13 protein-coding genes are annotated in these 22565 nt (G+C 62.5%); 7 read left to right on the top strand and 6 right to left on the bottom strand.

Going from position 1 to position 22565, the window contains the following annotated elements:
* From BLU78_RS09135 to hepC, 3 genes are read right to left on the bottom strand one after another with little or no spacing between them, the layout of a single operon-like run.
* Positions 1–1137: a heparin lyase I family protein gene (locus tag BLU78_RS09135; protein ID WP_010260930.1), complete on the bottom strand. Its 1137-nt coding sequence runs from the start codon at positions 1135–1137 to the stop codon at positions 1–3.
* A 16-nt stretch (positions 1138–1153) separates the two neighbouring features.
* Entirely contained in the window at positions 1154–3154 is a 2001-nt protein-coding gene (locus BLU78_RS09130) for a heparinase II/III family protein (RefSeq protein WP_010260927.1), read from the bottom strand.
* Between the two features lie 5 nt (positions 3155–3159).
* Positions 3160–5097, bottom strand: a complete 1938-nt coding sequence (hepC, locus tag BLU78_RS09125; RefSeq protein ID WP_010260924.1) for a heparin-sulfate lyase HepC — start codon at positions 5095–5097, stop codon at positions 3160–3162.
* Between the two features lie 277 nt (positions 5098–5374).
* On the opposite strand from hepC, the gene BLU78_RS09120 reads away from it, so the two are divergent.
* The 6 genes from BLU78_RS09120 (at position 5375) to BLU78_RS09095 (ending at position 17764) form a co-directional block, all read left to right on the top strand.
* Positions 5375–6778, top strand: coding sequence for a sulfatase family protein (locus BLU78_RS09120; protein WP_010260921.1), 1404 nt, complete (start codon positions 5375–5377; stop codon positions 6776–6778).
* A 14-nt stretch (positions 6779–6792) separates the two neighbouring features.
* Entirely contained in the window at positions 6793–8463 is a 1671-nt protein-coding gene (locus BLU78_RS09115) for a sulfatase family protein (RefSeq protein WP_010260916.1), read from the top strand.
* Between the two features lie 24 nt (positions 8464–8487).
* The gene (locus tag BLU78_RS09110) at positions 8488–10131 is read left to right on the top strand and encodes a hypothetical protein (RefSeq protein ID WP_010260913.1); all 1644 of its coding nucleotides are present in this window, start codon (positions 8488–8490) and stop codon (positions 10129–10131) included.
* Positions 10131–11066, top strand: a complete 936-nt coding sequence (locus tag BLU78_RS09105) for an ROK family protein (protein WP_010260910.1) — start codon at positions 10131–10133, stop codon at positions 11064–11066. The genes BLU78_RS09110 and BLU78_RS09105 overlap by 1 nt, the downstream gene beginning before the upstream one ends.
* Positions 11067–11068: 2 nt before the next feature.
* A complete protein-coding gene (locus BLU78_RS09100; protein ID WP_010260908.1) occupies positions 11069–13606 on the top strand; it encodes a DUF4962 domain-containing protein in 2538 nt (845 codons plus the stop codon).
* A 129-nt stretch (positions 13607–13735) separates the two neighbouring features.
* Positions 13736–17764: a hybrid sensor histidine kinase/response regulator transcription factor gene (locus BLU78_RS09095; protein ID WP_010260906.1), complete on the top strand. Its 4029-nt coding sequence runs from the start codon at positions 13736–13738 to the stop codon at positions 17762–17764.
* Positions 17765–17841: 77 nt separating this feature from the next.
* Here the strand turns inward: BLU78_RS09095 and BLU78_RS09090 are convergent, their stop codons facing one another.
* Both BLU78_RS09090 and yihA read right to left on the bottom strand, forming a co-directional pair.
* Positions 17842–18783 (bottom strand): ribose-phosphate diphosphokinase, encoded by a 942-nt coding sequence (locus BLU78_RS09090; RefSeq protein WP_010260905.1) that lies wholly within the window; start codon positions 18781–18783, stop codon positions 17842–17844.
* Positions 18784–18946: 163 nt separating this feature from the next.
* Positions 18947–19543 (bottom strand): ribosome biogenesis GTP-binding protein YihA/YsxC, encoded by a 597-nt coding sequence (gene yihA / locus BLU78_RS09085; RefSeq protein WP_010260904.1) that lies wholly within the window; start codon positions 19541–19543, stop codon positions 18947–18949.
* A gap of 217 nt (positions 19544–19760) precedes the next feature.
* Between yihA and BLU78_RS09080 the strand changes: the two genes are divergently transcribed.
* On the top strand, positions 19761–20804 hold the full coding sequence (locus BLU78_RS09080) for a linear amide C-N hydrolase (protein WP_010260903.1): 1044 nt from the start codon (positions 19761–19763) through the stop codon (positions 20802–20804).
* 53 nt (positions 20805–20857) lie between these two features.
* Here BLU78_RS09080 and BLU78_RS09075 read toward each other — a convergent pair whose 3' ends face one another.
* Positions 20858–22252 carry an acyloxyacyl hydrolase gene (locus BLU78_RS09075; RefSeq protein ID WP_026020652.1) on the bottom strand — a complete coding sequence of 465 codons (1395 nt, stop codon included), beginning with the start codon at positions 22250–22252 and terminating at the stop codon, positions 20858–20860.
* Between the last annotated feature and the right edge of the window lie 313 nt (positions 22253–22565).

The following is a 22565-nucleotide window of genomic DNA, read 5'->3' as shown; positions in this document are numbered from 1 at the left end:
TCAGCGCTGCCGCTGGGAGTATCCGGCGAGGTTGTAGCTCACGGGCTCCGTGCTGTCGCCCACGCGGTAGATGCCGAATTTGAAGTAGTAGCCGTCCTCGTCGTTGCGGCCTATGAGTATCCGCTCGTTATCTACCAGATGATCGGTCCGGCCGTCGCAGGCCATCCGTACGTCGAGGCGTCCCGGACGCACGACCGTCTCGGCCTCGCCGCCGTACTGCGTCCAGTCGATCTCCACGGTGAAGGTCACCCAGCGGTCTTTGGGGAACTCCCCGAAAGGCATCCGCGCGGCGATCGTCGAGGCTTTGAACTCCGAGGTGACGGGCACCATCACCCCGGCTTTGGCCGGGTTGGCGTTGCAGCGGTCGGTTTTGTCGGTGAACCAGCGGCGGTCGGAGTTGGCTTTGATGTAGAAATACCCGTTCGAGAATCCGAATGCCAGCGGGGGATAGCCGCCCTGCTCGACCTTCCAGCCTGTCGGCTTGCCCGCTTTCCAGCCTTTGTTGCCCTTTTTGTCGACGGTTTCCACACGCTCGTAGACAATGTCCTTTTTGATGATGACGGTGTCCTGCATGGCGAGGAACTCCTCCGCCGGGAGCTTCCTGACGCGGCCGTCGGGAGCCGTCACCAACGTCCGGTCGGGCATGCCGTGCCATTGGGCGAAGATCGTCGATACCTCGGGGCTCAGTTCCGAGGGGATGTAAACCGAAAAGGTGTAGCTCCACGACGTGCCCTGCGGACAGATGCCTTTGCCGTGGTGGTAGACGGTTTTCATCCGCTGCGCGTCGGAGTAGTCCTTGTCCGGGAGAGCCGCGAAATCGGCCGCCGTGGCATAGCACCAGGAGAGTTCCGACCGCCCTTTGGTCTCGCCCGGGGCATAGCCCGAGAGGGTGTTGTCGTCGCGTCCGAGCGTGAAGCGGTAGGAGGGCTTTCCGCCGTACATGCGGGTGTAGTCGTGGCCGAGGGCTTCGGGTTTGCGGATGCCCACGGCGACCCATTCGCCGTCGATCACCTGGCTCATCCGGGCCGAGTCGGCCTGAATATTCACCCGTTCGGGCAGCGCAGCAAACTCTTTCGGGGCCTCTTTTTCCTGTGCGGCGTTCGGTGTGCAGGCCAGCAGCAGCAGGACGGGATACATGATTAGCATAAGTGATTTATTTGAGTTCATATCCCAGGTCGTATGTTTTGGCGCCCACGCGCACCGCGAAGCGGAGCGTGTCGCCCACGGGGGCCTTTCCCGGAACAATGGCGATCGAGCCCTGGAACGGCGCTTCGTCCGGGGCGATCACGGTGACGAACAGCACCTCGCCGCCGGCCGGTTTCTGCGCTTCGACGGCATAGGCCGGGCGCTCCTCCTTTTTGCGGTAGGCGGTCGAGACCCATCCCTCCTCCTCGCGGATTTGCACGGGAACGGTCGCCGAGGTTTTGATGCGGATGTTGTTGCCGTCGGCGAACAGCGTGCGCACGGTGCCGTCCTTGGCATATTCGATCTTGCCCGGGCAGAGGTTGAAATGTATTCCTGCGGTGCCTTCGGCCGTGCCCGACACCTGATCGGCGATCACCAGCAGCCCCTCTGCGGTGAAGAACATCGCCCGGCGGTGGGTCAGCCCCTCGTAGGAGGGATTCTCGGTCACCAGCGTCGTCAGCTCCGGCGTCGCGTCCCACAGCAGGAGCTTCGAATCGGTCTTTTCGAGGTCGCGGTTGTCGAGCGTCAGGGTGTTGTGCACGCGGGTCTGGCGGAACCAGTTGCGCTGGGCCAGCACGGCGCTGTCGCCGCCGTAGACGTAGCTGCCCGAGTCGGGGAAGAAATTGCGGCCCCGGCGCCAGTAGTCGAAGGTGCCGTTGTCGGGCTGGTTGTGCCAGAACGCCGGAGGACCGGCCTTTACGACCGTCACGGCGGCGTCCTCGTCCCACCCCGTGCGCAGGACGTAGAATCCCGATGCCGGGAATTGCTGCGAGGTGTAGTCGGGGAGGGCGCCCTTGCGGCCGTCCGTGGCGAACCATTGCAGCTGTTTGTCGCCGGGGAACACCTTGCTCCAGCTGCGGAACTGCCGCTGGAGGGAGCTTTTGTCGTGGCTCTTGGTGTCGCCGAACATCGGGTTGGAGTAGTCGGGGTAGAGCAGGTTCCAGGTGACGGTGGTCATCTTTCCGACGGTCTCGGTGTAGCTCGCGGGGAACTCGCTCTCATAACCGTTGGCCGAGGCCATGCCGAGAGCTTTGAGGAAGATGTCGATGGCGGCGATGTGGTATCCGAAATCCAGTTCGAACTGCATGCCGTCGGGGTAGACCTGCACGCCGATCTCGCGGTTGAGTATCTCGATGCCGCTGCGGCGCCATTCCGGGGCTTCGCGGAACTCCGGGAAGTAGATGCCCGCGAACAACATCCGCTGGGCTTCGAACAGCAGGTGATTGCCCTGCTTGGAATAGTTGTGCAGGATGTGGTCGGCATGCTGGCGGTAGGTGCGCAGGAAGAGGTTGAGGAACTGGGGCGTGAAACGCGGCGAACGGATCGTCAGCGCGAACTCCGTCAGCAGGTCTTGCAAACGGCGTCCGGCCTCCATCGGACGCCATGCGAAGCGGATGTTTTCCTGTTCGGCGGCGATCTCGGCCGCGGAAGCCCCTGCGGCTTTCAGCCGTTCGACGCCGTCGAGCGGGTTTTTCTTCACCCAGTCGGTGTACTGCTCCATCCACGCGTCGATGTATTTCACATCGCCGGTGGTGTAGTAACACTTGGCCAGCGGGATGAACCAGTAGTGACGGTGGAGCTGCCAGCGCAGTTCGTTGTCCTTCACGGGCCAGTAACGCCAGTCGATGTCGTCGCCGTAAAAGTAGGAGGGCTGGTAGCCTTTGTGGGCGTAGAACTTGTGTTCCAGCGCCTCGTCGGCCTGCTTCTGCTCCAACTTGTTCACTTTGACGTTTTCCAGGTCGAGACCGAAGAGCTCGACGGGTTTGCGCGTGCGGAAATACTTCAGCAGTTCTTTGTCCGCCGCCGCGGTGTTGCCTTTGGCGACGGCTTTCTTCACCGCCTCCATGCCCGGCCTGTCGAGGTCGAGCAGGTCGTAGAGCGATTTCTCGTCGCCCAGGACGGGGGTGGGGGCTGCGGCGGCCGTGCCGAGCGCCAGCGCGGCGCAAAGGGTCATCAGGATTCGTTTCATTTCAGTTATTTTAGGTTGTATTTCTTTCCGTTGATCTTCACGTGTAACCGATCTCCGCGCCAGGCGGCTTCGACGCGCTGCGCCGCGGCATCCCCGGCCGGGAGCAGCACCGTCACCAGCCGCACGGGCTTGTCGTTCCGTTTCCGCACCGTGAATGCGTAGGCCGGACGTTCCGTGCGCTGGCGGTAGGTGCGCGACACCCACCCCTCGCGGCGTTCCATCCGCTCCGCCCCGAAGACTTTCAGCATGAGGTTGTTGCCGTCTCCGAAGCGGGTCGCTGCGGAGCACGCGGCGAAATCCTCCGCCGGGTCGCACTCCACGAGGTTGTAGTGCAGGGCCACTTCGCCCTCGGCCGTTCCGAAAGCCTCGTCGGCGATGACGAAGAACCGCCGGTCGACGAACCACACCGTGCGGCGGTGGGTGAGGCCCTCGTAGGAGGGATTCCCGACGGTCACGATCTCCGTTGCGCCGTCCGTCTCCCAGCGCAGGCATTTCGAATCGGTGTGTGCGAGGTTTTCATCGTCGAGCGTCAGGGTGTTGTGCACCTGCGTCCGGCGGAACCAGTTGCGCTGGTCGGTCACCTCCTTGTCGCCCGCATAGACGTAACTCCCCGAGTCGGGGAAGAAGTTGCGGCCCCGGTGCCAGAGTTCGAACGTGCCGTTGTCGGGCTGGCAGTGCCAGAACCCCTGCGGCCCGGCTTTGAGGACCATCGCCGTGGCGTCCGCCTCCCAGCCGTTGCGCAGGACGTAGAATCCCGAGGTGCGCAGCGCCCGTGAAAGGTGTTCCGGGGCGGCTCCCTCGCGCCCTTCGGTCGCCATCCACCGGATTGCGGCGTTTTCGGGAAAGACCCCGGCCCACGCCCGGTAATAGGGCATCAGCTCCTCCTTCTCCCGGAACCGGTTGTCGCTGAACAGCGGCGTCGTGTAGTCCGGGAACGAGCAGTCGATATAGGCGTCGATCATCCGTTCGACCGTGGCGAGGTACTCCGCCGGAAAATCGCCCCGGTAGCCGTTGGCGTCCATCATTTGCAGGGCTTTGAAGAAGATGTCGATCGACTCGTGGTGGTAGTGCAGGTCCAGTTCGTACTGCATGCCGTCGTCGTAGACCTGTTTGCCGATCTCGCGGTTGAGGATCTCGACGCCCGTGGCGCGCCAGCGGGCAGCGTCGCGGAACTCAGGGAAGAATACCCCCGCGAAGACGAGCCGCTGGGCCTGGAACAGCAGGTGGTTGCCCTTGGCCGAGAAATGGCGCGTGATATGCTCCGCGTGGCGGTGGTAGTTTTCGAGAAAATGCAGGAGGAAATCCCCGTCGAACGCCTCGGCGGGCAGGAAATAGAGGAACTGGTGTATCTGGAACTCCAGCCGGTCGCTCACCTCGAGGGGACGCCAGGCGAAATAGACGTTTTCGGCCTGCGTCCAGTTTCCGGCCTTGCGTTCGTCATACGCCGTGAGGGGATTTTTGCGCATCCAGTCGAGGTATTCGGCGCACCACTCCGCGGCGTAACGCTCGTCGCCCGAGAGGCGGTAGGCTTTGCCCATCGGCACCCACCATTTCATGCGGTGCAGCTGCCAGCGCAGTTCGTTGTCCTTCACGGGCCAGTACTCCCAGTCGATGTCGTCGCCGTAGAAATACGAGGGCTGGTAACCCTGATGGACGAAAAAACGGTGCTCCATCGCCTCGTCGGCCCGGCGCTGCTCGTCGGGTGAGATCGTGATGCGGGTGAGGTCCGCCTCGGGGCAGACGACATCCGTGCGGTGGCGGTAGTAGTCGAGCAGGGCCCCGGCGGCGGCCCGCTCGTCGCCTGCTGCGTGCAGCGCAGCGACGCGCTCCAGCCCGGGGCGCGTGAGGTCCAGCAGTGAGAAGACGGAGGTGTCGGCCTGTACCCGCATCAGGGAGGGCAGGACGGCCAGCAGGAGTGCGATAAGTAGTTTTACAGGTTTCATGGTAATGCAAAGGTACGATAAAGCGCGGGTACCTTTTATTAATAATGCCCAATCCTTTTCCGAATTTCTGCAAAGGGGTTTCAGTTTTGTGCAGTCCGATGCCGGATTTGTCGAATGACTCGCCCCGAAGGGCTTTGCGGGGCGGTTTTGAGACAAATTTAAAGTCTTATTCTACAAAATCGAAACTCTTTTGCACACGATTTGCGTTTTTGGGGACAATCTCCGGGGCTTTCGCTGCAGGTTTGTGGTAATTTTGTATAACCGAAAAACTACACCTATGACCTGTCTCAACCACGCTTCGCTGGCTGCGTCGCTCGCCGCCCTGACCGTGGCCGCCGATGCCGCCGCCGCTTCGAAACCCAAATCCCCCGCCGGGAAACGTCCCGCCGTCATCGTCATCATGACCGACCAGCAGACCGCCGGAGCCATGTCGTGCGCCGGCAATCCGTGGGTCGAGACCCCGGCGATGGATGCGCTGGCCGCCGACGGCGTGCGCTTTACGCGCGCCTATTGCCCCTATCCGCTGAGTGGTCCCTGCCGCGCCGCGCTCGTCACGGGCCGCATGCCTTTTGAGGTCGGGGCCTTCGACAACGCGATCCGTCCCAACGACGCCGACATGCGGGCCGGCATCGGCCATCGTCTCGCCGAGGCGGGTTACGAGTGCCTCTACGCCGGGAAATGGCACGTTCCGGAGGTCAACCTGCCCGATTCGGGCACGGGTTTCCGCCGCATCTCGAAGATGAACGACCCCGCGCTGGCCGACGCCTGCGACGCGGCGCTGAAGGAGTACGACGGACAAAAGCCGCTTTTTCTGGTGGCTTCGCTGCTCAATCCCCACGAAATCTGCGAATACGGACGCAACGAGACGCTGCACTACGGCGAACTGGCGCCCTTTTCCACCGACGAGTGTCCCAATCTCCCGGCCAATTTCATGCCCTCGACCTATGCGGCCGAAGCGCTGACGCTCGAACACGCCTCCTCGCCCCGCTACCACGACACCTACACCTACACGCAGGACGACTGGCGGCGCTACCTCTATGCCTATTACCGCCTTGTGGAGCGCGTAGACCGTGAGGTGGGCCGCATCGTCGGGGTGCTGAAAGCCCGCGGGCTTTATGACGATGCGGCGATCATCTTCCTTTCGGACCACGGCGACGGCGCGGCCGCCCACGGCTGGAATCAGAAATGGAATTTGCAGGAGGAGGTGATCAATGTGCCGCTGATCGTAAAACCGCCCAAAGGCAGTGGCCCGAGGGGCGTGTGCAATGACGAGGCGCTGTCGAACGTCGGACTCGATCTCTATGTCACGGTCTGCGACTATGCGGGCCTCACGCCCGATCCCGCACGCTACCGCGGGCGGAGCCTGCGCCCGGTGGCCGAAGGGCGTCAGGCGACGCTCCACGACGAAGTCTTCGTCGAGACGCTTCTCCCCGGCCCCGGCATGCGCGGCTGGAGCGTCGTCGGCAAGCGTTATAAATACGTCCTCTACCAGTGGGGGCGCAACCGGGAGGCGCTGTACGATCTCGAAGCCGATCCCGGCGAGATGGTCAACCTGGCCGTCGACCGCCGTTACGAAGCCGAGCTGAACCGCCTGCGCCGGGCGATGTACGACCGGGGCGTCGGGATCGGCGACCCGAAGCTCGTGCGCAACCTGAGGCCCTATGCCGAAACCCGAAACTAAAACCGACCTGATATATGAAAAATCTCGATTCCGTGCGGTGCGGTGTGCGTTATGCCGCCGTGCCGCTGACGCTGGCAGCCCTTGCGGGGTGCAGCGAGGGGCGGACCAAACGCCCCAACATCATCGTCATGATGACCGACGACCACACCACGCAGGCCATGAGCTGTTACGGCAGCCTGCTGGTCGAAACCCCCAACCTCGACCGTCTCGCACGCGAAGGCATGCTCTTCGAGAGCTGCTATGTCCCCAACGCCATTTCGGGCCCCTCGCGGGCCTGCATCCTCACGGGCAAGTACAGCCACGTGAACGGCTTTACGGACAATTCGCGCACCTTCGACGGCGACCAGCAGACGTTCCCCAAGCTGCTGCACGACGCCGGCTACCAGACGGCGATGATCGGCAAGTGGCACCTCAATTCCGATCCGCAGGGTTTCGACTTCTGGAGCATCCTCGTGGGGCAGGGTGAGTATTATTCGCCGCTGTTCGTCGAGAACGGCGAGGAGCGGACCGAGCCGGGCTACGTGACGGACATCATCACCGACAAGGCCATCGGGTTCCTCGAACGGCGCGACAAATCGCGGCCCTTCGCCATGCTTTACTACCACAAGGCCCCGCACCGCAACTGGATGCCGGCGCAGCGTCACCTGGGCGTCAACGACGATAGGGTCTTCCCCGAGCCTTTCAACCTGCTGGACGACTATTCGGGGCGCGGCAGCGCCGCCCGCGGGCAGGCGATGGAGATCGGCCGCGACATGTGGCCCGAATGGGACCTCAAGCTGATGACCCCCGAACAACTGGCGCAGTCTTACGAATTGGAAACTTCGGGCGACGCCAACAAGGACGACGTGTCGCGCGCCAACGACTGGCGCAGCAGCGTCATGCAGTACCAGGCGGCCTATAACCGCATGACTCCCGAGGAGCGGGCCAACTGGGACCGGGCCTACGCCCCGCGCATCGCCGAGTACGAACGCATGAAGGGCCGCGTGTCGCAGGAGGAGCTGACGCGCTGGAAATACCAGCAGTACATGAAGGACTACTGCGCCGTGATAAAGGGCGTCGACGAGAACGTCGGGCGTCTGCTGGATTATCTGGAAGAGATCGGCGAACTGGACAACACGATCATCGTCTACACCTCCGACCAGGGCTTCTTTCTGGGCGAGCACGGGTGGTTCGACAAACGCTTCATGTACGAGGAGTGTCAGCGCACGCCGCTGTTGGTGCGCTACCCGAAAGCCGTCGCGGCGGGTGTCCGCACCCGGGCGTTGGCCATGAACATCGACCTGGCTCCGACGTTCGTCGACATGGCCGGGCTGGAGGTCCCCGCCGACATGCAGGGACGTTCGCTGAAGGACGTGCTCACCTCGGGCGGCAAGACCCCCGAAGCGTGGCGCACGGGGGTCTACTACCACTATTACGAATACCCTTCGTGGCACTCCGTGAAGCGGCACTACGGCATTCGGACCAACGATTACAAGCTCATCCATTTCTATAACGATGTCGACGAGTGGGAGCTTTACGACCTGAAAAAGGACCCCCACGAGATGTGCAACGTCTACAACGATCCCGAATACGCCGCGGTGCGCAGCGACATGCACGCGCGCCTCGAAAAGCTCCAGCAGGAGTGCGGCGACACGGACCCCTGCGAACGGGAGTACGAATTTTTCCGCGGCGCGGACCAACTGTAAAAACAACTTAAAACACACCATACGATGGATAGAAGAGACTTTCTGAAGGCTTCGGGATGGACCCTGCTCGGCCTGGCGGCCGCGGGGACGATTCCCGGATGCGCGAAACTGGGCGACAAGGATTCGCTGCCCGACAAGCTGAAAAAGGGATTTCCCTCGCTCAAAGACCTGAAAGTGTTCTGGGGCGACCTGCACAATCACTGCAACGTGACCTACGGACACGGCGACCTTTCGGACGCCCTGGCCGCCGCCGGGCAGCAGTTGGATTTCGTCTCGGTGACGCCCCACGCCCTGTGGCCCGACATTCCGGGCGAGAACGACCCGCGCCTCGACTGGGTCATCGGCTACCACACCGAGGCTTTCAAACGCCTGCGCGCCGGAGGCTACGACAAATACCTCGCGGCCGTCGAGGCGGCCAACCGCCCCGGCAAGTTCCTGACGTTTCCCTCCTACGAGTGTCACAGCATGGAGCACGGCGACCATGTGGCGCTGTTCCGCGACTTCAATGCCCCGCTGGTGGAGTGCACCTCGGTTCCCGACCTCAAAGAGAAGCTCAAAGATTACGACTGCTACATCACGCCCCACCACATGGGCTACATGACGGGTTTCCGCGGTTACAACTGGGCGGCTTTCCGCGAGGACCGGCAGACGCCGTTCGTCGAGATGTTCTCGCGTCACGGGCTTGCCGAGAGTGACACGGGCGACTACGACTACCTGCACGATATGGGTCCGCGCATCTGGGAGGGTTCGATCCAGTACGGTCTGGAGCAGGGCCACAAGTTCGGCCTGATGTGCTCCACGGATCAGCACGCCGGCTATCCGGGCAGTTACGGCGACGGCCGCATCGGCGTCTACGCCCCGGCTTTGGACCGCGACGTCATCTGGGAGAACATGGGCAAACGCCACGTCTGCGGCGTCACGGGCGACAAGATCAAAATTGACTTTCGGATCAACGGCGGCGTTTCGGGCGACGTGATCCGGGCCGGACGGCGCGAGATATACCTCAATGTCGAGGGGCAGAACGCCATCGACTATGTGGACCTCATTAAGAACGGGCAGTGCATTGCGCGCCTGAACGGTCCGCACCGCGCCGCTGCGCCCGGCGACGAAGTGATCCGCACGAAGATCAAGGTCAATTTCGGCTGGAACCGTGAGGAAGAGTACGTGCATTGGCAGGGGCAGCTGCGCCTTACGGACGGCTCGATTGATGATATGCAGACCTGCTTCCGCGGTGCGGCCTTCACCTCGCCGCAGCCGGGCGAGACGGAGTTCCACACGCGCGTCAACCGTGTCGTGGAGCGCGACGCGCAGCGTGTGACGCTCGACATGTATTCGTCGAAAAATCCCAACGTCATGACCCCCGCCATGCAGGGCGTGGTCCTCGACGTGACGGCTCCCCGCACGGCGAAGCTCGTCGCCGAGTTCAACGGCCATACCTACGAACATTCCATCGGGGAGCTGCTGGGGGGCGCCCGTGCGCATTTCCTGCGCGGATGGCTCTCGGAGGCCGTGCAGTTCGAACGCGCGCAGCCCGAGGCGGCTTTCTGCGCCGGACACTACATGGTCGACGACAAGGCCCAGCGCGATACCGATTATTATTACGTGCGTGTGCGCCAGCGTGACGGACAGTGGGGCTGGAGTTCGCCGATCTGGGTGGAAAGGGCCTGATGATGGAACGCTATGCGATCGGAATAGACCTCGGCGGCACTTCGGTGAAGTACGCCGTGGTCGCCTCCTCCGGGGAGGTGCTTTTCAACGGTCAGCTCCCTGCCCTGGCGCAGGAGAGCGCCGAAGCGGTGCTCGGACAAGTCCTTAAGGGCGTCGAAGCCTGCCGGGAATATGCCCTGAGCGAAGGTCTGACGCTGGCCGGGGTCGGCATCGGCACGCCGGGAGTCGTGTCGGCCGACGGACGTACGGTGCTGGGCGGTGCGGAGAATATCGCGGGGTGGGAGAACGTCCCCCTTGCCGACCGCATCGAGGAGGCCGGGGGACTGAAGACCCTGGCCGGCAACGACGCCAACATGATGGCGCTGGGCGAAACGCTGTTCGGGGCCGCGAAAGGAGCCACGGATGTGGTTTTCGTCACCGTCGGAACCGGCATCGGCTGCGGCGTGCTGATCGGCGGCCGGCTTTTCCGCGGCTACCGCAACCGCGGTATGGAGATGGGCCACATCACCGTCAAATGCGACGGCGAGGCGTGCGCCTGCGGCGGGCGGGGATGCCTGGAGCATTACGCCTCGACCTCGGCGCTCGTGCGGAGGTTCTGCGAGCTGAACGGCGGCCGGGATGTCGATGTCAACGGCAAGGACGTGGTGCTCTTCTACAAGGAGGGGAATCCGGCAGCCGTGCAGGCCATGGAGGAGCATTGGAACTACCTTGCGCACGGCATCGCCTCGATGATAAACCTCTTTGCTCCGCAGCGCGTGGTCGTCGGGGGCGGCATCTCCGAAGCCGGGGATTTCTACCTCGGGAAACTCCGCGAAGGGGTCCGGCGGCAGATGATGTCGGTCTGCGGCGAAGACACGGAACTCGTGGCCGCCCGGCTGGGCAACCGCGCCGGGTGCATGGGCGCCGCGGGGCTGGTGCTGGATAAAATGCTGTGACGATGAAACGAATCCTGCTCCTGGCCGCGCTTTTCGCGGCCCTCGGCGCCGAAGCGCAGCTTCCGGCCGAAATCCGGCTCGACAAACGGTCGCTCCGGCCCCGCTACCGCGAGTGGGCCCGGCCGACGGGCGGCGTCACGGTGACGCAGAATCCGCCCGCGCTGCTCTGGCCCGCCTCGGGCGACTCGAAACGCGCGCTTTACCGCGTGCGGCTGTCTCAGGACAGCACCTTCGCCGGGGCGGTGGTCTCGGAACCCTTCGAATGGGCGGCTTACGCCTGCCACGAGCCGCTGGCCGAGGGCCGCTGGTACTGGCAGTGGTCCGTCTCGGAGCCCGGCTGCCCGGAACGCTGGTCGGAGGTCAACGCCTTCACGGTCGACGCTTCGTGCAGGCGGTTCGCCACCCCGACGGGTGCCGAGTTGGTGCGTAAGGTCGCCGCGATGCCGCATCACAGGCTCTATGTTTCGCGCGACGGGGTAGATGCCTTTCGCACGCGGACGCAGCGGAATCCCGAAGCGCGGGAGTTGCTCCGCAAGGCCCGCAGGAACCTGAATATGGACCTCGTGCCCGTCGCCCCGACGCGTCCGCGCGACACGACGGGGATGACGCCCTTCCAGAAAAAGTCGCTCGTCAATTTCATGTATCACAAGTTCGGCGAGGTGGTCACGCAGCCTGTCGTGGATTTCTCGACGGCCTACCTGCTCACGGGCGAGGAGCCGTTCCGCGACGCCGCAGTGCGGCATGCCCTGCACGCCGCGTCGCTGCCCGTCGACAGCGATGCCACGTCGGAGGATTTCAACCGTTCGGCCATCATGTACGGACTGGCCGTGGGTTATGACACGGCCTGCGACCGCATGACCCCAGAGGAGCGGGCCGCGGTGCTGGAAGCCATCCGCGTCCGGGGCGAACATTTCTACCGGCACTATGTCAAAGATTTCGAGGTTCACTCGATGGACAACCACGTCTGGCAGCACACGTTCCGCAACTTCTTCTTTTCGTCGATCGCCACGCTGGGCGACCTGCCCGAAGCCGAAAAGTGGTTCCGCTACTGCTATGAGGTGTGGTGCGCGCGCTTCCCGATCCTTGGCGGTGACGACGGCGGCTGGCACGACGGCAGCAGCTACATGCAGGCCAACCTCGTGACATTTATTTACGTGCCGTTCGTCCTTACGCGCCTGACGGGTACGGATTTCTTCGACCTGCCGTGGTACCGCAACCTGCCGTCGTTCCTCGTCTACTCCTTTCCGAAAGGCTCCTACGCCACGGGTTTCGGCGATGACTACGAGAAGATGACCTCTCCGTCGCAGCTCTACATGGGCTTCGCCGACGCGCTGGCCCGCGAGCTTCCGAGCCCCGAGGCGCGGTGGTATGCCGACCGGCTCATCGGCGACGACCCGACGAACCTCTACCGCTCGAAGGGGTTCGCGCTCTACCGCATCCTGACCGACAAGCCTGCCGACCGGGTGGCTCCGAAAGCCCCCGCCCGCAACACTTCGCGGTTCTATCCCGACGCGGGGTTCTCGCTGATGCACACCGATCCGGCCGACGCTTCGGACGACCTGATGGCGGCCTTCTTCGCCCTGCCGTTCGGCTCGACGGGACACGCCCACGCCGCGCACAACGGCTTCACGATCAATTACGGCGGCCGTCAGTTGTTCGGCGGCACGGGCTACTATTCGAATTTCAACGACAAGCATACGCTGATGCACTACCGTTCGCGGGGACACAACACGATCCTCGCCGACGGGTTGGCGCAGGTCATCGGCGAGAACGGCTACGGCTGGCTGGCGCGCTTCGCCGACAACGAGGCGCTGACCTACACGCTGGGCGACGCCTCGCACGCCTACGACTCGATCCGCACGCCGTTCTGGATCGACCGCATGGCGAAATCGGAGGTGGCCTACACCCCCGAGAACGGACTTGGCGATCCGGGCGTCACGCGCTTCCGCCGTCATTTCCTCTTCCTGAAACCCGACGTGATCGTCGTTTACGACGAGCTGGCGGCCCGCGAACCCGTCGCGTGGACGTGGCTGCTGCACAGCCACAACCGCATGGCGTCGGCCGGAGCGAACGCCGTCGCGGCCTCCAACGGGCCGGCCGAGGGGCGGATGGACCTCTTCACCTCGGGAGAATTGGCGCTGAACCTCACCGACCGGTTCTTCTCCCCGGCGATCAACTGGAAAAAGCGCACGGGACCCGACGGCAAAGTGCAGGAGTATGTGAACCAGTGGCATGCGGAGTTCACGACCGCGGCGAAGAGCCGTGCGCAGCGTTTCCTGGCCGTCTTTCGCATTACCCCCGAAGGACGCAGGCCGCTGGCGCTGAAACGCGATTCGAAAGGCCGTGTGACGGTTGGCGGATGGACCGTCGCCGCGGAGCTCGACGCCTCGAAGCCCGCGTCGCTCTCCGTCACGGACCGCCGCGGCAACGCCGTGCTCTACAACACCCCGGCGTCGAAGACCGGGGGCAGCACCGTCGTACGCCGCAGGGGCGAGCCTGTCCGCGAGCTGGTCGATGTCGTGCCCGCCTCGGTGCGCTGACGCCGCATCCAGAGCTGCCGCCGGACGTGTTTTACGCCCGGCGGCGCTTTTTCCGGGGCCGAAAAAAAAGCCCGGGGGCTCGGATTTTCCGAAAAAAAACGTATATTTATCCTCCCAAGTCGCTACGATATGCTGAAACTCAAACCTACGCTTCTACTGCTCGCCGCTTGTTTCGCCTTTGTCCGAACGGCCTCCGCAGCGATCGAATTTCGCACGCTGTCGGTCAACGAAGGCTTGTCGCAAAGTACCGTGCTGGCCATCGCGCAGGACGGGATGGGGCGTATCTGGATGGGAACGCAGGACGGGCTGAACTGCTATGACGGCTACTCGTTCACCGTGTTTCGCCGCATGGAGGGCGATCCGCAGAGCTTGGGCGACAATTCGGTCAATGCGCTGTTCGCCGACGGGGGACTGCTCTGGATCGGCACGGCGTCGGGATTGTCGTGCTATGACGCCTCGACGCAGCGTTTCGAGAATTTCCGCCTCGAGGGGCGCAACATGCAGGTTGCCGACATCGCCGCCACGGCCGACGGCGACCTGATCCTCGCCACCGACCTCGGCATCGTGCTCTTCGACCGCGAGAGCCGCGAACTCGAAATCCGGACCTACCTCACGGGGATCAGCGTGCATGCCGTCTGCCCTTCGCGCGACGGATTCCTGGTCGGGACCTCCAACGGCATTTACACCTACTCTTCGACTTACGGCAACGCCGTGCGCATCCTGCCGCAGATGGCTCGTTACGACATCGCCAGCATCGTCGCCGACGCCGACGGATACTGGGTCGCCACCCACGGCAACGGCCTCTACCGTCTCGACGGCGCGTTGCAGGTCACCGGCCGCTATGACGCCGCGTCGAATCCCGGGCTGGTCTCGGACTATATCCGGGTGCTGAAAACCGACTCCGAAGGGCGACTCTGGATCGGGACTTTCGACGGCCTTTCGATCCGCGACCCGCGGAGCGGACGCTTCGAACGCTATGTCCATACCTCCGAGCAGGGGTCGCTGAGCCACAACTCCATCCGCTCCATCTTCATCGACGCCCAGCGGGGCGTCTGGCTCGGGACCTACTACGGCGGGGTGAGCTATTACCATCCGCTGGCCCGGCGTTTCGGCATCCTGCGCCACGACCCGACGCGCAATTCGCTGGGTGACAACACGGTGAGCTGTATCGTCGAGGACCCCTCGTCGCAAAGCCTCTGGATCGGCACCAACGACGACGGCGTGAACCTCTACGACCGCCGCACGGGGCGTTTCTCGGAGTTCAACACCGCCAACGGCTCCCTGCTGTCGAACAACGTCAAATGCGTGCTTCCCGACAACCGGGGCCGCGTGTGGATCGGCACCCATGCCGGGGGACTGAGCTCGATGGATGCCGCGACGCGGCGCGTCCGGCACTTTCCGGTCAACGCTTCGATCCCGATCAACAACAGTTGTTATTCGCTGCTCGACGGCGGCGACGGTTCGCTGTGGGTCGGCACGCTCAACGGCCTGCTGTCGTTCGACACCGCCGCAGGGCGGTTCTCGCGCCACCTCTGCGCCGATTACGAGCCCAAACTGGGGTCGTTGCAGATCACGACGCTTTTCCGCGATTCGAAACGCCGCGTGTGGATCGGCACCGGGGCCGGGCTGTACCTCTGGCAGCCCGACGTGCGGCAGGTGATGACCTGTGAACTCAATCCGGCGAAGGAGGGGATTTCCCCCCCCCGGCGGGATATCGCCGTGATGTGCGTCACGGAGGATTCACACCGTAATATCTGGGTCGGCACCCGTCACGGGTTGTACCGCTACAACGCCTCGGACAATTCGTTCACGCGTTTCACGGTGGCCGACGGACTGCCCAACGATTTCGTCTACGGCATCCTCGAGGACGAGCTGGCGCGGCTGTGGATTTCGACCAACAGCGGTCTGGCATGCTTCGATACGCAGAAGAACACCTTCCGCCGCTACTCCCTGCTCGACGGCATCGCCAACAACCAGTTCAACATCTACTCCTACTGCCGGAGCCGCGACGGGATATTCTGGTTCGGCGGCATCGGCGGCATCACGTGGTTCCGGCCCCACGATCTGGTGGACAACCCCTTTGCGCCCGAGCCGCAGATCACGGGCGTCGACGTGGCCGATTCGGACGGCGACCGCCGCGTGCGCATCGAGCGCGACTCGGCGGGCCGGGTCACGGCGGCGGCATTCCCGTCGGTGCGCAACATCTTCACGGTGCGTTTCGTGGCGGTCAATCCGCTCTCCGGGGGCCGCAACACCTTTGCCTACAAACTCGAAGGCTTCAATACCCGCTGGTACGAGACCTCGCACCTCGAAGCCAACTATTCGAACCTCAAACCCGGGCACTACGTCTTCAAAGTCCGCGCGGCGAACAACGACGGACGCTGGAACGAACAGCCCGCGACGGTCGAGATACGCGTGCTGCCGATGTGGTGGCAGACTCTTGCGGCAAAGATTCTGTGGGCGCTCCTGGCGCTGGGATTCGTCGGGGGCGTCGTGGCGGCGCTGCTGGGCCGTATGAAGATGAAGATGCAGCTGCGCGTGGAGCGTCTGGAAAAGGAGTCCATCGGCCAGCTCAGCCAGGAGAAGATCCGCTTCTACGTCAATCTTTCGCACGAACTGCGCACGCCGCTGACGCTGATACTCTCGCCCCTGCAGGAGATCCGCGAACATGGCACGGTTGACAAATACGTCTCCTCGCGTCTCAACTACATCTACCGCAACAGTCTCAAACTGCTGCATATCATCAACCAGCTGCTCGACTACCGCAAAGCCGAGCTGGAGATGTTCAAAATGAAGGTCGCCGTGCAGGATGTCGACGCCATCGTCGCCGAGGTTTTCTCGATGTTCGAGGAGGTGGCCCAGAACCGCGATATGGATTACATCCTCAGTTCCGAGCTGAAAGGCGAGGCGCTGCCCGTCGACCGGATGTTCCTCGAGATGATGCTCACCAACCTGCTTTCGAACGCCTTCAAATTCACGCCCGACGGCGGTATCATCCGCGTCGCCCTGCAGCGCGGCGAGGGGTGCTTCCGCCTTACGGTCCGCGACTCCGGCATCGGCATTCCGCAGGACCAGCAGGAGCGCATTTTCGAGCGTTTCTATCAGGTCAACGAATCCCACGCCGGTTCGGGCATCGGGCTTTCGATCGTCCGCCGCATCGTCGAACTGCACCAGGGGACGATTACGCTGCGCAGCGAGCCGGGGCGTTTCTCGGAGTTCACCATCACGCTGCCCGACAATATCGAAGTCTATCCGGCCGGGAAACGCGCCGGAGAGCACGACGTGCGGGCCTCGATCATCCGCGATGCCGAGAAGTTCCTGCCCGAAGAGTGGTCGGGCGAGGGCGGCGATTTCGCTCCCGACAAGGAGGTTCCGGAACAGACGCGCGGCACCATTCTGCTGGCCGAGTCCAACGCCGAGGTCGCGCGTTACATCGCCGACCATTTCAAAGCCCGTTACGGCGTCGAGGTGGCTGCCGACGGCAACGACGCGCTCGAACGGCTCAAAACATTGGAGCCCGACATCATCATCGCCGACCGTGTCCTGCCGGGACTGGACGGGCTGAAACTCTGTCAGGCGGTGAAGCAGAACATCCGTACCTGCCATATTCCGGTGGTGATCCTCGCCACTGAAGGCAGTATCGAGGAGCAGATCACGGGCATCGAGGCCGGGGCCGACAGCTACCTGCCGATGCCGCTGTCGATCTCGCTGCTTGCGGCCAACGTCCAGAACTTGCTGAAAGCCCGTTACCGGATGCGCCACTACTATTCGGACGACGCGGAGATCGATCCCGACAAGATCACCTCCAATTCGATGGACGGGGAGTTTCTGAAGAAGGCGATCCGCATCGTCGAGGAGAACATGGACAACGAGGAGTTCTCGTCGAACGATTTCAGCAAGGCGCTCTGCATGAGCCGTTCGAACCTCCACCTGAAGATGAAGTCCATCACGGGCGAGTCGGCCACGAAATTCATCCGCAAGATACGCTTCAACCATGCCTGCAAACTGCTGCTGGACCGTAAATATTCGATTTCGGAAATCAGTTCGATGGTGGGCTTCAACTCCCCGTCGTATTTCGCCACGAGTTTTAAGAAACACGTCGGATGCCTGCCCACGGAGTATGTCCGCAGTCGCACCAAGGGCGAGAAGGCAGGGTAGAAGCCTCATCCGCATGAAGAAAATCCCCGGAACCTTGCGATAAGGTTCCGGGGGTTTTTGGGTGGGAGTCGGTTTTCCTATTTGGAGAAGATCGACGAAATCTCCTTGTAGTTGTGCACGCGCTCGATGACGTCGGCGAAGAGGTCGGCGACCGACAGGACGGTGAATTTGTGCAGGTCCTTGTCGGGGTTGAGCGGAATGGTGTCCGTGACGATCACCTCCTCGAGGGCGCTGTCGTTGATGCGCTCGTAGGCCGGGCCCGAAAGCACGGGGTGAGTGATGGCGGCGCGGACGCTCTTCGCTCCGCGGGCCATGAGCATGTCGGCAGCCATGCAGATCGTGCCGGCGGTGTCGATCATGTCGTCGACGATCAGCACGTTACGGCCTTCCACATCGCCGATGGCGGTCATCTTGCCTACGACGTTGGCCTTGGCGCGTTCCTTGTGCGAAATGATGATCGGCGTTCCCAGCAGTTTGGAGTAGGTGTTGGCGCGTTTGGCGCCGCCCATGTCGGGGGCTGCGATCGAGAGGTCTTCGATGTTGAGGCTTTTGATATAGGGAACGAAGATGCCGCTGGCGTAGAGGGCATCGACCGGAACGTCGAAAAATCCCTGGATCTGGTCGGCATGCAGGTCCATCGTCATCACGCGGTCGACACCTGCGGCCATCAGCATGTTGGCCACCAGCTTGGCGCCGATCGGCACACGGGGACGGTCCTTGCGGTCCTGACGCGCCCAGCCGAAGTAGGGCACCACGGCCACGACCTGATGCGCCGATGCACGGCGAGCGGCGTCGATCATCATCAGCAGCTCCATGAGATTGTCCGAAGGCGGAAAGGTCGACTGGATGATGAAGACCGTACAACCGCGTATCGACTCATTGTAGCAGGGCTGAAATTCGCCGTCGCTGAAACGCAGGACCTCCGACTGCCCGAGCGTCGTGCCGAAGCTTGCGGCGATCTTGGTGGCCAGGTATTCCGAACCGCGTCCGGTGAAGATTTTGATTTTGTGGATAGCCATAGGTTACGAGGATTTTTTTTGACGTTGCAAATATAGGACAATACGGCGAAAAATCGCCCCCTTACGGGCGCGATTTTTCAACAATCGGTTAAACTTTTCAGGAACAGGCCGGTTTCCGCTCCCGGGATCGGGCGTTTTGTTCCCGCTTCCGGAGCGGCCTGAATCAGTTTTGTTGCAGGCATTCGTCGATGAAGGCAAGGATTTCCTCACGTCCGGTGCCCTTCTCCGACGAGGAGACGAACATCGGCGGCAACTCCTCCCATTGCTCGGCGAGAGCCGCCCGGAACCGCTCCACACTCTTCTGCTGCTGGGTTTTCGAGAGCTTGTCGGCCTTGGTAAAGATGATGGCGAACGGAATGCCGTTCTCGCCCAGCATCTCGATAAAGCGCAGGTCGATCTTCTGGGGTTCGAGGCGGATGTCCGCCAACACGAACAGGAAGTGCATCTTCTCGCATTTGAGGATGTAGTCGGTGATGAGCTTCGAAAACTCTCCGCGCTGCGCCTTCGACGTGCGGGCATAGCCGTAGCCGGGCAGGTCGACGAGATACCACGTGTCGTTGATGCGGAAATGGTTCACCAACCGGGTTTTGCCGGGCGTTCCCGACACTTTGGCCAAGCCTCCGCGGGCGGTGAGCATGTTGATGAGCGACGACTTGCCGACGTTGCTGCGCCCGATGAAGGCGATGTCTTTCAGGTCGTCTTTCGGGACCTGCGAAATGCGCTCCGACGAGCATTTGAATTCGGCTTTGGTAATCTGCATCGTTTCTGGATTTTCTACAAAGATACGAAAAAGTTTTTACCTTCCTCCCGTCCGCTCCATCTTCAGCGAGTTGCGCATCACGGCGGGCGGCGGACCTTTGCCGCGGTCGGTTGGAGATGTCGGTTGTTTTTTGTATATTGTGCTGTCGAAAAGACAGATTTCCGCCCTGTTTTGCATCCGTTTTGCAGCGAAACACCCGGATTAAAAACACCCGCTTATGAAAATTCCCGCTCTGACGATGCTGTGCGCTGCTGCGCTGGCCGTCCAATCACCCCAGGCCGAGGCCTGCACCCGCGCCGTTTACCTCGGCCCCGACGGCATGACCGTGACGGGCCGCACGATGGACTGGCGCGAGGACCCGCTCACCAATCTCTACATCTTCCCGCGCGGCATCGAGCGCCGCGGTGCGAACAGCGACAATACGGTCTTCTGGACCTCGAAATACGGCTCGCTCTCGGCCGCAGGCTACGACATCGGCGTCGCCGACGGCATGAACGAGGCCGGACTGGTCGCCAGCCTGCTGTTCCTGCCCGAATCGGTCTACGAACGTCCCGGCGACACGCGCCCCGTCATGGGCCTGAGTATCTGGACGCAGTATGTGCTGGACAATTTCGCCACCGTGGACGAGGCCGTGACCGAGCTTGCGAAAGAAAAGTTCCGCCTCGACGCCCCCGACCTGCCGAACGGCGTGAAGTCACGGCTCCACCTGGCGATTTCCGACGCTTCGGGCGACAGCGCGATCTTCGAATACCGCGACGGCAAACTGGAAATCCATCACGGACGCCAGTATCAGGTGATGACCAACTCGCCTTTTTACGCCGACCAGCTGGCGATCCTCGACTACTGGCAGCAGATCGGAGGCCTTACGATGCTGCCGGGAACCAACCGCGCCCCGGACCGTTTCGTGCGTGCTTCGTTCTACGTCAACGCCGTCGTGCAGACCTCCGATCCGAAGATCGCCGTGCCGGCCGTGATGTCGGTCATGCGCAACGTTTCGGTGCCTTACGGCATCTCGACGCCCGACAAACCGCACATCTCCTCGACGCGCTGGCGTTCGGTCTGCGACCAGAAGAACCGGGTCTACTATTTCGAGCCGACGCTGGCGATGGAAACCTTCTGGGTGAACCTTGCGGCAATCGACTTTTCGAAGGGCAGCGGCGAGCGGACCCTCACGCTCGTCGGCGGAAAGAACTACGCGGGCGATGCCACGGCGAAATTCCGCAAGAGCGCCAAGCCTTTCGTGTTCCTGTTCGGAGCGTGACGTGTACCGCCTGAAAAGAAAATCCCCGGCTTCACAGCCGGGGATTTTTCGTGTCAGCGGTGCCGGGGATATTTGTTGTTGAAGCGGTAGCCGACGCCCAGCATCAGGAAGTTGGGCATGTGGAAATCGCGCAGACTGTATCCGATGTGGACGTATGAACTGTGCGTCACGGCGACTTTCAGGGTCAGCATTTGGTAGAATGATTTCAGGTCGCCGCCCTTGTGCAGGACGTTGACGCCCAGTCCGATGCCGATGTTGAAATAGGGCATCACGAACTCTCCGCGGGCCGAAACTCCCAGGGCGACCTGCTTGTCGAATCCGGGTTTTTCCACTATGAGGGCCGGTCGATAGCCATCCGACACGATCTGGTCGGCGACGTAGACGTTGGCGCTGCCGTCGTAGACGCCGTCGAGCGATACGCCTGCGCGGAACTTGTAGCCGAAATTGTACATCGAGGCGAAGTTGAATCCCACGACCGTATAGGCGTCCGGTGCGGCTACCTGTATGTCGCCATTCTCGACGCCTTTGCGGCGCCACGAGCCGAACAGCGTGAGGTCGTAGCTGAAATGGCGCGGGAAGGCGGGGTAGACGGTTTTCGTGGGGGCTTCGGAGGGATTGCGGCCGAAATTATAGGTCAGTCCGGCGCGCAGGCCCACGGAGTTGAGACCCGCGTTGGGGAACTTGGTGTTGCCGTTGGAAAAGTGCGAGAGCGAGATGCCCGCCGAAAAATCGACCTCGCGTGTGACCATCCAGTTGAGGAAGAAATCGACGTTGAGAAAGGCGTTCATCTTCGATCCCATCATCATGTTGAGTCGGTTGGTCTCCTCGTCGTAGGGCTTCCAGCCGAACGAAAGTCCGAAATTCCACTCGTAGTCGAACGATACCCGGGGACTGATGCGGGCGATGCGGGCTCCCTGGAAGAGGTAGGCCGCGATGGGGTTGCCCAGTTCGTCGGGGTTTCCGAAATCGTAGTAGGCGACTCCGATACCCTGATAGGCGCCGCCGTAAATCCGGTCGGGAAGCGATCCCGGACGGAACTGGAACGAGTAGCGGAGGTGACCCGAGAGCGAGAGGTCGATGGGCTGCCCGGCCATGTTGCTGCCCTGCACGAAAGGGTTGGTCGGGAAGATGTATTCGGGGCGGAACTCGCCGCCGAGGCGGTGCATGAAGCGGCGTTGGGAGGGCGCCTTGCCGCTGCGGGCCGTATTCCCGGCGTCGGGGACCCGGCTGGCGTCGAATCCGGAGCGGTTCCGCAGTCCGGCCTCATAGCCGGCACGGTATCCTGCCCGATAGCCGGCCTGGTAGGCGTTGCTGTCCGGGGCGTTGGCCGTTGTTTCGTCGGCCGGGGGAGCTCCGCCCGGAGACGTTTGTGCCGCGACCGTTCCGGACAGGAGAACCAGGATTCCCGCAAGAACTGCAGTTTTCCAAGTCCGTATTATATTTTTCATCGTGAGGCTGAAATTCATGTTTTGACGCCGAAGTTACGAATTTTTCCGCAATCCCGGCACTCGCGCGTGTACTAATACTAAAAAAAGTCCTCCCTTCGGGGGGGGAGGACTTGCGTTTTCAGCGCGTCGGATCAATATCCGAGTATGCGGAGCATCGAGCGGTAGGATTGCTCCTTGGCGAACAGCGACCCGTTGAAGCCCTCCTTCTCAAAGGAGGGTTGGGAGGATTGTCTGCGCTGAGTATTACACGCGTTTTTCAGCGCGTCGGATCAATATCCGAGTATGCGGAGCATCGAGCGGTAGGATTGCTCCT

The organism is Alistipes timonensis JC136 (assembly GCF_900107675.1).
Taxonomy (GTDB): Bacteria; Bacteroidota; Bacteroidia; order Bacteroidales; family Rikenellaceae; genus Alistipes; species Alistipes timonensis.
The sequence above is the reverse complement of the archived record's forward strand: the minus strand, read 5'-3'. Positions and strand labels throughout refer to the sequence as shown.